Source organism: Paraburkholderia tuberum STM678 (genome assembly GCF_902833905.1).
In the GTDB taxonomy this organism is placed as follows: Bacteria; Pseudomonadota; Gammaproteobacteria; order Burkholderiales; family Burkholderiaceae; genus Paraburkholderia; species Paraburkholderia tuberum.
In genome coordinates this window covers 24118-36728 of sequence record NZ_CADFGP010000064.1, presented here as the reverse complement: position 1 = coordinate 36728, position 12611 = coordinate 24118, and the positions used below count along the sequence as shown (strand labels likewise).

General features: G+C 60.0%; 13 protein-coding genes. 9 read left to right on the top strand and 4 right to left on the bottom strand.

Features of this window, described 5'->3' with window-relative positions; all coding sequences use genetic code 11:
- The first annotated feature begins 668 nt into the window (after positions 1–668).
- From nifE to HWY30_RS42580, 9 genes are all read left to right on the top strand, one after another.
- Positions 669–2126: a nitrogenase iron-molybdenum cofactor biosynthesis protein NifE gene (gene nifE / locus HWY30_RS34530; protein WP_143037301.1), complete on the top strand. Its 1458-nt coding sequence runs from the start codon at positions 669–671 to the stop codon at positions 2124–2126.
- A gap of 50 nt (positions 2127–2176) precedes the next feature.
- Positions 2177–3568 (top strand): nitrogenase iron-molybdenum cofactor biosynthesis protein NifN, encoded by a 1392-nt coding sequence (nifN, locus tag HWY30_RS34525; protein WP_090811286.1) that lies wholly within the window; start codon positions 2177–2179, stop codon positions 3566–3568.
- Between the two features lie 22 nt (positions 3569–3590).
- Positions 3591–4004: a nitrogen fixation protein NifX gene (gene nifX, locus HWY30_RS34520; protein WP_090811284.1), complete on the top strand. Its 414-nt coding sequence runs from the start codon at positions 3591–3593 to the stop codon at positions 4002–4004.
- Entirely contained in the window at positions 3997–4482 is a 486-nt protein-coding gene (locus HWY30_RS34515) for a NifX-associated nitrogen fixation protein (protein ID WP_090811282.1), read from the top strand. The genes nifX and HWY30_RS34515 overlap by 8 nt, the downstream gene beginning before the upstream one ends.
- A 24-nt stretch (positions 4483–4506) precedes the next feature.
- A complete protein-coding gene (locus HWY30_RS34510) occupies positions 4507–4707 on the top strand; it encodes a CCE_0567 family metalloprotein (protein ID WP_090811280.1) in 201 nt (66 codons plus the stop codon).
- 25 nt (positions 4708–4732) lie between these two features.
- Positions 4733–5047: a ferredoxin III, nif-specific gene (fdxB, locus tag HWY30_RS34505; protein ID WP_090811279.1), complete on the top strand. Its 315-nt coding sequence runs from the start codon at positions 4733–4735 to the stop codon at positions 5045–5047.
- A gap of 11 nt (positions 5048–5058) precedes the next feature.
- Positions 5059–5619 carry a nitrogen fixation protein NifQ gene (locus HWY30_RS34500; protein WP_090811277.1) on the top strand — a complete coding sequence of 187 codons (561 nt, stop codon included), beginning with the start codon at positions 5059–5061 and terminating at the stop codon, positions 5617–5619.
- A 263-nt stretch (positions 5620–5882) separates the two neighbouring features.
- Positions 5883–6386 (top strand): DUF2325 domain-containing protein, encoded by a 504-nt coding sequence (locus tag HWY30_RS34495; protein WP_244145119.1) that lies wholly within the window; start codon positions 5883–5885, stop codon positions 6384–6386.
- Between the two features lie 79 nt (positions 6387–6465).
- Positions 6466–6588 (top strand): hypothetical protein, encoded by a 123-nt coding sequence (locus tag HWY30_RS42580; RefSeq protein WP_279613322.1) that lies wholly within the window; start codon positions 6466–6468, stop codon positions 6586–6588.
- Here the strand turns inward: HWY30_RS42580 and HWY30_RS34490 are convergent.
- From HWY30_RS34490 to HWY30_RS34475, 4 genes are all read right to left on the bottom strand, one after another.
- Positions 6578–7366, bottom strand: coding sequence for an ABC transporter permease (locus HWY30_RS34490; protein ID WP_090811273.1), 789 nt, complete (start codon positions 7364–7366; stop codon positions 6578–6580). The genes HWY30_RS42580 and HWY30_RS34490 overlap by 11 nt on opposite strands.
- A gap of 3 nt (positions 7367–7369) precedes the next feature.
- The gene (nodI, locus tag HWY30_RS34485) at positions 7370–8308 is read right to left on the bottom strand and encodes a nodulation factor ABC transporter ATP-binding protein NodI (RefSeq protein ID WP_279613321.1); all 939 of its coding nucleotides are present in this window, start codon (positions 8306–8308) and stop codon (positions 7370–7372) included.
- 247 nt (positions 8309–8555) lie between these two features.
- Complete coding sequence (gene nodC / locus HWY30_RS34480) at positions 8556–9914, bottom strand: chitooligosaccharide synthase NodC (RefSeq protein WP_090811271.1); 1359 nt, start codon at positions 9912–9914, stop codon at positions 8556–8558.
- Positions 9915–11088: 1174 nt separating this feature from the next.
- Positions 11089–12105: a DMT family transporter gene (locus tag HWY30_RS34475; RefSeq protein WP_244145117.1), complete on the bottom strand. Its 1017-nt coding sequence runs from the start codon at positions 12103–12105 to the stop codon at positions 11089–11091.
- Positions 12106–12611: the final 506 nt, after the last annotated feature.

Sequence of the window (12611 nt, the reverse complement as noted above, 5' to 3'; positions counted from 1 at the left end):
AAACTGCCTCGTCCCCCTCCTCGACGCGGCTGGTCTCGCCCGCTTGCCCATTCCGTTGACCGCCGCCAGATCGCTTCAACCGAAACTCGCAACCAGTTGTCAAGGAATCTAGCGGATCCGGCGGAAATCGGCGAAAGTCATACCCACAAAGGCCTTCAGGCAAATTTAGCAGCCTTGAGAAACCCGCAACCAGTTGTCGCCTACGACGACTTTGAGCGCGAGGTGGCGGCGTCCGACCCGTTGAGCCTCGCGGAGATCAATGACGAGGTAACGCCGCGCGAACTGCTCGCTCTGGTCGACGACGTTTCCGATGCGAACGGACGGGCAGAGTACCTGTCGATCTGTGCGGTGGGACTACGCGAAAGCTCCACGGATGCGCCACGCGCTGACTGCTTACCTGGCGGTTCGCGACCCCTTGGGGCCGGATGCGTTGCTGGAGGCGCGCGCGAATGCGATCGCACGGTTCCTGCTCCATACGGAACGGCAAGGCAGGCAGTGAACGTGTGTTGTGGTTCTCTGTGTCGCGAACCGTCTGTCGCAGACCGTTCAAACCCGCCATTGCGATGCGCGCGAGCGACTGCTTCAGCGCCAATTGGCACGTTTTCAAGGCGTTTCCCGGTGGTATGGAACTTGCCACTAGAGAAACGTCCATCCATCAGGAGCACGTCATGTCTGCTTCGCTCAATGCCCAAATCGCCGAAGTTTTCGACGAGCCGGGTTGCGACAAGAATCAAGGCAAGAGCGAGAAGGAGCGCAAAAGGGGCTGCACGAAGCAGCTTTCGCCGGGTTCGGCCGCAGGCGGGTGCGCGTTCGACGGCGCGAAGATCGCTCTGCAGCCGGTGGTGGACGTCGCACACCTCGTGCACGGGCCGATTGCCTGTGAAGGTAACTCGTGGGACAACCGGCACGCCGCTTCATCCGGTCCGCAACTCTATCGCACCGGCTTCACCACCGATATCAACGAACTCGACGTGGTGTACGGCGGCGAGAAGCGCCTGTTCAGGAGCGTGCGCGAAATCATCGAGAAATACGATCCGCCCGCAGTGTTCGTCTACCAGACCTGCGTCACTGCGCTGATCGGCGACGACATCGAGGCAGTCTGCAAGCGCGCCACCGAACAATTTGGCAAGCCGGTGATTCCGGTCATTTCCCCCGGTTTCGCCGGGCCGAAGAATCTGGGCAACAAGCTTGGCGGCGAGGCGATCCTCAACCATGTGATCGGCACGCGCGAGCCCGAGTACACGACGCCGTATGACATCAACGTCATTGGCGAATACAACCTGTCGGGCGAACTCTGGCAGACCAAGCCGCTGCTCGACGCGCTGGGCATCCGTATCCTCTCGTGCATCTCCGGCGACGGGCGCTACAACGAGATCGCAAGTTCGCATCGCGCCAAGGTCAACATGATGGTCTGCTCGAAGTCGATGATCAACATCGCGACAAAGATGCAGCGGCGCTACGGCATCCCTTACTTCGAGGGCTCGTTCTATGGGATCGGCGACATGAGCGACACGCTGCGCCATATTGCCAGCCTGCTCGTGCAGCAGGGCGCGCCGGACGATCTGCTCGAGCGGACCGAGCGCCTGATCGCCGCCGAGGAAGCGCGCGCGTGGGAGCGCATCGCGCACTACAAAGCGCGCCTTACCGGCAAGCGGGTGTTGCTCATCACAGGTGGCGTGAAGTCTTGGTCGGTGGTTTCCGCGCTGCAGGAAGCAGGGCTCGAAATCGTCGGCACCAGCGTCAAGAAGAGCACTAAGGAAGACAAGGACAAGATCAGGGAGATCATGGGCGATGACGCCCACATGATCGACGGCATGACGCCGCGCGAGATGTACGCGATGCTCAGGGACGCGCGGGCCGACATCATGCTGTCGGGTGGCCGCTCACAGTTCGTCGCATTGAAGGCCCGCATACCGTGGCTCGACATCAATCAGGAACGCCACCACCCTTATGGCGGCTACGAGGGGATCGTCGAGCTGGTGCATGAGATCGACCGCGCGATCTACAACCCGGTGTGGCAACAGGTGCGGATCCCTGCTCCGTGGGGCGACGACGGGGGAGCGCTCGGTGTGGTCCAGGCGCAAGCCGCGCGCCCGCTGTCGAGCGCCGTGGGGTGGGGGCGATGAGCCTCGAACCCGGTATACCGACCTGACGCCCCCGAACTCGAGAACATGCCATGGCCGATGTCGTCGAATCTATGAAAGCCTGTGCGGTCAATCCGCTCAAGATGAGCCAGCCGCTGGGCGCGAGCCTCGCGTTCCTTGGGCTCGATGCCTGCATGCCCGTGATGCACGGCTCGCAGGGCTGCACGTCATTCGGCCTCGTGCTGCTGGTGCGCCACTTCAGGGAGGCGATCCCGCTGCAGACGACAGCCATGGACGAAGTCACCGCGGTGCTCGGCGGCTACGAGAACATCGAGGCCGCGCTGCTCAACATCCGCAAGCGCGCTGCGCCGAAGGTCATCGCGATCTGTTCAACAGGTCTCACCGAGACCGAGGGCGACGACGTGGACGGCTATCTCGTTACCGTGCGCAAGCGCAAGCCCGAACTCAACGACACTGAGATCGTCTATGTGTCGACCCCCGACTATGTCGGCGCATTCGAAGACGGCTACCGGCATGCGATTACCGGCATCGTCAACGCGCTGGTCAAGGCCTTGCCAACGGTGGCCAATCAGGTGACGCTGCTGCCCGGCAGCCATCTGTCGCCTGGCGACATCGACGAACTGCGCGAGATCATCGAAGCGTTCGGCCTCGATGTCATCGTGCTGCCCGACATTTCCGGCTCGCTCGACGGCCATATCGCGCCGGACTGGCGCGGCACCACACTGGGCGGTACCACGCTCGCGGAGATCCGGGCCGCGGGTGCATCGGCATTGACGATCGGCGTGGGCGAGCAGACGCGCGACGGCGCCGAGGCATTGCATGCTATCGCCGGCACACCGTTCGAAGTGTTCGGGCGGCTCACCGGACTGGAACCCAACGATCGTCTGCTGCAATTGCTCGCGCAGCGCTCCGGACGACCCGTTCCCGCGAAATACCGGCGTCAGCGCAGCCAATTGCTCGATGCGATGCTGGACGGCCATTTCTACACCGGAGGCATCAAGGTCGCGATCGGCGCAGAGCCCGATCTGCTGTTCGCGGTCGGCAGCATGCTGCACGAGATGGGCGCGCAGTTGCGCTGCTGCATCAGCACGACGCGATCGCGCGCGCACGCGTTGCTGCCCGCTGAACAGGTCGTGATCGGCGATCTCGAAGACATGGAGCGCGCCGCGGCGGACTGCGACCTGCTGATCACCCATTCGCACGGCAGGCAGATGGCCGAGCACCTGCAAAAGCCGCTCTTCCGGATCGGTTTTCCGGTCTTCGACCGGGTTGGAAACGCACATCGACGCTACGTCGGCTACCGCGGCACGATGAACCTGATCTTTGAGATCGCCAACCTGATGATCGAGCAGATTCCGCATCACGATCCGGGCGACTGGCCGCTGCCGCAGGCCGCTATCGATCTGGCCGCGCGCGATCCGGCGCGCGAAGCGAACACTCCTGTCGTCGCGGCCGGTGCTTGACCCACCTAAAGGAGCACACAGCATGAAGATCGCGTTCGCCACCCAGGACAGGCAGTTCGTCGATGCGCATTTTGGCTGGGCGAGGAGCATCGTCACCTACGACGTCACACCGGACGGCTACCAGTTCGTCGAGGCGTTCGACTTTGGTGACAAGCTCGAAGAGGACGGCGACGAGGACAAGCTCGCGCCCAAACTCGAAGCCGTCAAGGATTGCGCGATCCTGTACGTCGCCGCAATCGGCGGCTCGGCCGCGGCTCGAGTGGTTGCGCTGAAGATTCATCCGATCAAGGTGCCGCGGCCCGAGTCCATCGAGGAGACTCTCGGCAAGTTGCAACAGGTGCTGAAGGGCACGCCGCCGCCGTGGCTGCGCAAGGCGCTGGCGAAGGATGGCGAACGTGTATACGACTTTGAAGACGATGAGGTATCCCATGGCTGAAACATCCGCAATTCCGTCCAAGGCCAACGACGAAATGCTGCTGGTCGCACCGTTCGTGCAGCAGCTCGTCAGGCAGTTGCGCGCGCAGGACACCCACGGCGTGTGGGACGGAAAGACCGACCTGCAACTGCTCAAGCCGTACATCCACACGCCGGAGGAACGCCGCGCGATTCCGATCATGGGCGACCCCGACCCCGAAACGCTGTGGCGGCTCGAGCTTTTCTATAGCGCGATTGCGGTGGCGATCGAGCGTGAGACCGGCCAAATGGTTTCGCCGATGATGAAGATGAGCCACGAGGGCTTCGGCCGCATGGTGTTGATCGTGGGGCGGCTCGTTGTCGTCAACAAGCAGTTGCGCGACGTACACAGGTTCGGCTTCGCTTCGCTGGAGAAGCTCGCCCAGGCGGGCGCAAAGCTTCTCGACGAAGCGGTCGAGGTGATCCGGATGTACCCCGCCGTCGCACAGTACGGCGCCTGAAGGAATCGTGAGGGGACCGAGACGATGAGCACCGATGCCGATGAACTCAAGGCGCACCTGAAGAAACTCAACGCGCAAGCGACCCGGGCGAAGTTGGACCTGCACGACCTCTCAGAGGAACTCCCGACCAACTGGGAGAACATTCTCGCTGTCGCCCAGCGCTGCCATGACGCCCACGCCGCGCTGATGGCAGCCCGCAAGGCTGCCGCTGCGGCAGAGGCCTGAACCAGCGAAGCCATGGAGCCACATCATGAGCGATACCTTCAGCGTTACGCTGCCGAGCGGCGCCACCTGGACGCCGACCTTCGTCAACAGGCTCGACGAAGAAAAATGCATTGGTTGCGGACGTTGTTTCCGTGTCTGTCCGCGTGGCGTGCTGCAGCTCGTCGGGCTTAACGAGGACGGCGCGCACGTCGCACTGGACGGCGACGCCGAAGACGAAGACGACGACGAGTACGAGAAGAAGGTAATGATTATCGTGCATCGGGAACTGTGCGTCGGCTGCACCGCGTGCGCGAAGATCTGCCCGAAAAAGTGCTACACGCACGCGGCGGCCGTTCTCTGAGCGATGCCGCGATGGACGCCTATGCAACCCTGATGGCGTGTGCGGTGGATGCGGGCGATCCCACCGTGCTGGCACTGGCCGGCGTGCTGTCGAGCGGGTTCGAGCACCACGGCGTCGAGGTGCTGCCGATGCCCGGACTGGACGCCGACCAGACGCGCCGGATGCTCGCGCGCTGGTTCCCGGGTGCTGGCTCGGCGCTCGGTCTTACGTGCGTCTTGTCGCCCGCCACGATGCCGCGTGGCGACGAACTGGAAGACCTGGTGGCGTTGCTCAATCACCATGCCGATCCGCGCGCCGGCCCGGCAGACGAGGCGAACTGCGTGGCCCATGCATTGGCCTGCGCGAGCCTCGGGCAAAACCACCTTTGGCAAGACCTGCTTCTGCCGTCGCGGCGCGAGTTGTCCGCATTGATCAGCCACTGGTTTCCGCGGCTGGCCGCGAAGAATACGCATGACATGAAGTGGAAGAAGTTCTTCTACAAGCAACTGTGCGAGCGCGAGGGCCTGTTCATCTGCAAGGCGCCGAGTTGTGGCGTCTGTTCTGACCATGCGCTTTGCTTTAGAGCGGAGTAGGCAGCACGCGTCGGTCACCGCTTCGATTGTGTCGCGTCGCGGGTGGCCGACTTCTGGGGCTGGGCGAAGCCGCTGTCCGAGCATCGGCTGGCGCCGCACGCGCGTCATGCCGGCCGGACGCGCTACACGTACGACACGGTGCGTAGCTGGTTTTTCACTCCGGCAGCGGGCGAACGGCTTGCGGGCCATGTCACGAGGCGCTCTCCATGAGACCCATGCCGCCTGCCGTTGCCGTAACGGTGCGATCCGAAGCGCAGCCCGTCATGAATCAGAACCGCGGCACATGCCTTCCCGACAGCAGTGCGAGCCTGTCGCTGGAGCGCGCGCGGGCACATGTCGCGAGCCTGCAGCACGAGTTGTTCGCGGTTGAGCAGGCGCTGCTCGACGAGCGCGCATTGACGCGCGCATTGAGCGGGCGTCGATGGGTTTATGTGGGCGGGCGGCCAAGCATCAACGCCGTGCTGCGTGCGCTGGTGGAGGCGGCCGGAGGCGAGTTCGTTCATCACACCGGGACCATCGACGACGATAGCCGTGCCGAAGGCTTCGAGGCTTTGCTGTCAGGCGCCTACCGGGTGCTGTGCCCATTGGATCTGATCGACCCGGACTCGCTGGTCGCGCTGCGGCGATTGTGCGCGCGTCACCGCGCGCCGTGGTCCGCTTTGCGTTCGTCAAGCGTGACGAGCTTCATCGCGGGCGTGTTGCGGGCTCGGCCTGCCCAGCCGCGCGGCGCGGTCGCAGCGTCGCGCTTCTGCCTGAGGCATGGCTGACGTCGTCATGACTTTACGTACCACGAGATGTGGGCGCAAAACTTGCCTTTGACGTGGTCTTTCCACGAGAGGGCCTGCCATGTCGGATTCCGCACAACGCTACGGCCTTTTCCTCAACGTCGAGAACCCCGACGGCGACGCGCGCGATGCGCTGACGCAAACCGTGCGTAATCCGCCGGCCATAGCTGGCATTAAGACATGAGGCGTCGACGTAACAGCGCCACCGACAGAAAGAACGGCAACACCGTGCAAATGCAGAGAGCGCCAATATGCAGGGCAACACTGCCCACCGGGCGTCCGAGCATCGCGGGACGGATAAGGTCGACGGAATGTGCGAGCGGCAAGAAGCGCGCTACGTCGCAAAAAACGGCAGGTAGCTTACTGATCGGAAAGATCACGCCGCTCAGGAGCACCATGGGCGTGAGAACGAGCGTTTGATAGAACACGAAGTAATCGTGACTGGGTGCAAGCGCCGTGAGGATCATCGCCAGACTCGCGAAGGCGAGGCCAGTCAGGGCGATGGCAGGCAATGCATAGAGAATGGATGACCACGCTGCATAACCCAGTACGGTGGCTACCACCATGACGGCGATGCCGGCAAAAAAGGCCCTGGTGGCGGCCCATGCCAGTTCACCGAGAACGATATCGCCGAGCGTGAGCCGTGTACACAGGATCGCTTCCCACATGCGCTGAACATGCATGCGAGAGAAAGCTGCGTAAATCGTTTCGAAGGTCGCGGAGGTCATCGCGCTCGTGGCGACCATACCCGCCGCGAGAAACGCGATATAAGATGCGCCATCGACGCGACCTACCATTATCCCGAAACCAAAGCCGAGGCCGAACAGATAAATCATAGGATCGGCAAGGTTACCGAGAATCGAGGCAAACGCGACTTTTTTCCATGCCAGATAGTTGTGGCGCCACACTGCAACCCAGTTCCACACGTTCGCGGGCAGGGCCGCTGCATAAAACTCTCTCATCGTTCACTCCTTCATCCCGCGTCCGGTTAACTGCAAAAAGACATCCTCGAGATTTGCTGGACGCTGTAAAAGGCGCAGCGCCGCGCGCCCGCGCAACTGTACACACACCCGTTCCGGATCGGACACATAGCAGAAGAGGGTCCCACCACTGACCTCGATACGCTGCGCGTGCGGCGCGATCAACGTGCGCAGCTCATGCGGATTGCCGCCGCGGATCTCGACCACGTGGCTCCCGATCTGTTCTTCGATCAGCACGCGAGGCCCGCCTTCGGCGATCTTTCGCCCCTCCTCCAGCACACACAGTCGGTCGCACAGCCGCTCGGCCTCTTCCATGAAATGGGTGGTCAAGAGGATCGTCTTGCCGCGCGCCAACAATGACCGCAGGCTTTCCCAGATCAGGTGGCGCGCATGCGGGTCGAGACCCGTTGTAGGCTCGTCCATGACCAACAACTGTGGATCGTTGATCAGCGCGCGTGCCAGCATCAGCCGCCGCTTCATGCCACCGGATAGTTCGGTGACGCGCGCATCGACCTTGCTTTCGAGGCAAGCGAATTCGAGCAGCGACGGCACGACCGCTTCAATTTCACGTGTGCTCATGCCGAAGTAGCGCCCAAACACCAGAAGGTTCTCGCGCACGGTGAACCCGGGCTCAAGGTTGTCGAATTGCGGCACCACGCCAATGCTCATACGTGCCGAGCGAGCGCGCGCCGGCACTGGCTCCCCGAGCACGATGATCTTGCCTGCGTCGGGCGGCGCCATGCCGAGAACCATACGCACCGTCGTGCTCTTGCCCGCGCCATTTGGCCCTAGCAGACCGAAGCACTCTCCAGGCGCGACGCTGAACGACAATCCGTCGACTACGATCTTGTCGCCATATGACTTCCTTACGCCGGTGAAGCTGATTGCTGCTTTGGACATGGAGATAAGAAGGAAATTACGCACTCGTCTTAAAGAAAAAGAAGCCGTTCTGCTGCCGCGGCCCGATTGAAAACGCCCTGGTCGATAGAAGATCCTTGCCTGCCAAGCGCGAGAGTTACTGACAATCAAGTACCAGGATTTCGGTGAATGCACTGGCGTTGGGAAGACGACAATCGAGCCTTTGCGTGAGACGATCGCACTCCAGCGGACCAGTGCCGATGGTGGGCGGTTCTGGGTTGGCGCAATACTCGAGATCTATATGTACGATTAACTAATCGCCATCGAATGCTTCGTGAGACGTCGCTAATGTTGAAGACTCGCACGCTTGATCCTGCCGACGGTGTGGAGTCGCAGATCTTGACGCTGAAGTGGCGTTCGGCTTTGTAACCGGATTCGGAGTATCTACCTGTTTTTCACGAACGTTCGATACGTTCCCTGCAGAGCCACGGGACAGCCAATCGCTATTGCTCAATGTACACAGCGCATAGACTTTCAGGGGGAGCAAGAGAAAGAGGTTAATGGGTGTGTGAAGAGAAAAGCCAAGAAATCGAACCTGGCGAGCGCGAACCGATGCCACGCTACAGCGGATCATGGTCGATGATGCGATTATCAGGGCAGTCCACCACGGCACTGTCGCTGTCAATGCGAGCTGCGCGAGACCCGCTAGTAGCGATAAGCCGAGAAATAGCGAGCCCAGATTGTGTCCGATCACGTCCAGCGTAAGGTAACGATCGAGACGGGGCAGCAGGCGCAGCGAAAGCAACGTGTCCCGATACGTACTGCGCGCCCAGCGCAGTTGTTGGCGCAGATACGCCCCCAGTCTGTCTGGAACGACTGTCGCCGCAATGGCGTCGTGAACGTACACGGTCCGATAACCTGCCGTCAGCATGAGAATCGTCAGATGACGGTCCTCGCCGAAGTCGCTCGGCTTCCCGCGAAAAAGTTGCGTCTCGTACTGATCTAGCAGCAAAAGGAGCGCGGACCGGCGGTACATAGCACATGGACCGCAGCAACACATAACAGCGCCGAAGCGAGCCTGTGCGGCGCGTTCTTCATTGCAAGCCAACCAGTACTCCATATCGATCAGAGGGGTCAACCAGGTGTCGCTGCGGTTGCTGGCCGTCAACTGCCCCATGGCGGCGCCTATCGTCGCGTCTCGCATTGTCAATACGAGCTTCTTGACGACATCGGGCGCCAGCGTCGTGTCCGAGTCGACGTTGAGTACCAGTTCCCCGGATGAAGAGCGTATCGCGGCGATCTGTGCCTTGCGCTTTCCCATATTTTTGGGAAGCGTAATGAAGTTGAATCTCGGGTCGCGCGAGTACTCATCGTATACCGGCCTCACGGCGTCGAGATTCGCAGAACCATCATCGACCACATAGACGCGCAGTTTTGCGGCGTAGTCCTGGTTTGCGATGGACTCCAGGCATGCCGAGAGCGTGCGCGGGTCCTCATTGAAGCAGGGAACGATGACATCCACGCCCGGCAGAGTGTCGGAGTCGATCAGACCGTCCGACAGCGATGACACGTTTGTCGGCTGAGCATAAAGCGTCTGGGTACTTTTATAGACAGTCGAGAGCAGCGCATAAAACGAGACAGCGACAGTGCTAGTTGCGGCAAGCATGTTCATAGGGTATCTGGTTCGTCCGGTGAGGTTGAGGAAGCGATCGGATTGCAAACCCCCGGTCATGCAATGCAGGAATCTTGAGGGAAAGCGCCGTGAGGGTCTGCTCGCGCCGACCAGCGTGATTACATCGTCCCAACTCATCGGGAGGGCATCCGCCGTGCAAGAGCACAATTGCACCCGGCCCGACAGAGGCCAGCACTGCGCTGACAATCGCGTCCATGCCGGGACGAGACCAGTCTCGCGGGTCTACCGACCAGTGGAGGGGCGCCAGACCAGCGCTCGCTGACGTAGTGAGCACTGCTTCGGTCCACATTCCATACGGGGCACGTATAGATGGCCCGAGTAAATCGAGCAAATTCGGTATGAAAAAGGAATTGGTACTGTCGTCAAAGGTTAAGTAGACGTCGCGACATCCGGCGCGATTGTGGCACTCGTCGCGCGCCGCGGATACGCAATTGAGGACCTTCACAGCTCTGGACCGTTTCGTTCAATTATCGAGCCAGTAGGCCGATCCACGGTCGATAGTCCCAACCGAAAGGCTGCGACGGGCACGGTTCCGGTAAGCTTAGGTGGCGCGTCGAGAGATACATCTAAAAGTATGATCATCATGAAGACACGTCTAAACATTGTCGTACTACTTATAAATTTGAAGTATTCGATCAATCAACTTCGATTCCGATTTCCGCAACGAGAGGCTTCACTGTGCAACACAAAAATTGATTTGTAAAATCGATTGCGTTGATGCCTTGCATCTATAGCGTGGATATGTTGAGAAATGGGTTTTAAGGGTTTCGATCTAAGTCTGCTCGTTGCGCTCGAGCGTATAGACCAATCCGCTGGCGTTAAGGTAGCTCCGTTTTTGGAGCGACCGACGATGCCGGCTCATCGCACAACCATGCGCAAAATCAAGGAAGTACTCCGCCTGAAGTGGGCATGCGATCTCACGCACCGCCAGCGTGCAGGGCGCCCTCAGCGTCGGTCTGGGGACGATCACGCAGTATCTTCAGCTTGCCACAGCGGCAGGACTGGGCTGGGCGTCGGTCGAACATCTGGAAGAAGACGAGCTTGAGCGGCGCGTCCTGTCGCTCGCGTCGTCACCTTTGCGGTACTCGACTGCGAAAGTCATATCAGTATCTGGTCGTGGTCCTGCGCAGATTGCTCTGTCACGAAAGATCATTTAGGCGCGACACGACAGGTAGAGCACACTTGCAATAATTATGACCGTCCCGAGTGCTACCTGTAGAGAAATGACCTCCCCCCAAATAAAATAGTCGAAAATGATTGCCCATACAATGCTGAGGTAACCAAATGAGGCGACGATTGGGGTGGCGACAGTCGCGACTGCGATCGTTAGCATAAGTTGCGCTACACCTGCAGTCAGCCCAAAAAGAACCATGTACCCGAGATCCCTTAGATCTGGCGCTACCCAAGCGACGGGAAGTGACACTCCGCTAACAATCGTCGCTATGATTGTGTAATAGAAGACGATTGTCGCTGGCTCGTCAGTTCGCGAGAGTCTCTTGACCTGGATGACTGAACCGGCGCTAAACATAGCACTCAGCAGAATTAGAATCATTGCGCGCAGCGACGCACCATTGGCGCTAAATGGTGAGGAAGCCACCGCGACTCCCACGAATCCGGACATCGACGCTATCGCCGTAGGTAGACGAAAACGCTCGCCCAAGAACACGATGCCGAAAAAGCAGACAAAGATTGCTTCTGTCTCCTTCAGCGTTACAGCAGTTGATAAAGGCAGATATGGCACGCCGGCAATGAAAAATCCTACTGCGGCAAGCCCTGTGGCGGCTCTGATGAAATGACCGCCTAAGCGATAAATCGTCAGTTCCTTCCATTGAATGTGACGAGTCCCGAACAGGAACGCGGCGGGAATTAATCCGGATAGCATCCGAAAGAACATCATCTCGTTCGCCGGATATCTTGCCGGAATGATCCTCGCAACCGCATTGCTTATTGCGAAGAGCAGAATCGCGTAGAACATGAACGCAATCCCGCGCAGCTTTCTAAATCGTGTGCGAAAAAGCCGATTTTCGGTCGGCAACTTGTAGCCAGACTGCTCCGATGTCTCAAAAGAATCGTGACTTATATGAGCATTCCCTAACGTAACACAATTCAAACCGACATACCGCAGAAGGCAGAATTTCGTTGTGCGCGTCATCACGAAAAGTTTTTTCATGTTGCGAAGGTCCCGCGAAAAAGGAGTGCCTGCTCGATCGCGTGTGGTAACGAAGCCCACACGGCGCATACCGGCTAACTGTCGGGGCCATTTCAGCGTGGACGGAATTGAGCCGCGTTACGGGACGTCGCGGTTTGTCGAAATATCCCAGGTCGGATAGCTGTCTGCATGCAGCTTTCGCACCATGTCGGCCTGAAAGCTCGAAATCCCCGGTGAACGAACTTTTGGCGCATTTCGCGAAATTGCCTCGGCTGACATTGCCGACGTCGGATTCCCGACAAACGGCGCGCGGTTTGTCGCAAGCGGTGCCTTCGTGTCCCGTCCTGGCGCGCGATTGGGTCTGTCACACTTCACGACGGATGACCCAGTCGCGCAGCGTCGGCTACTACGCGACGACAAATGGAATGAACGCCCCTACGTACAGATTGGGAGGCTCTATTGGAGGTGTTCGCGGGCCTACGGCACTAGGGCGCCAAATTGAAGATCATTGAGATGTATCCGTCAGC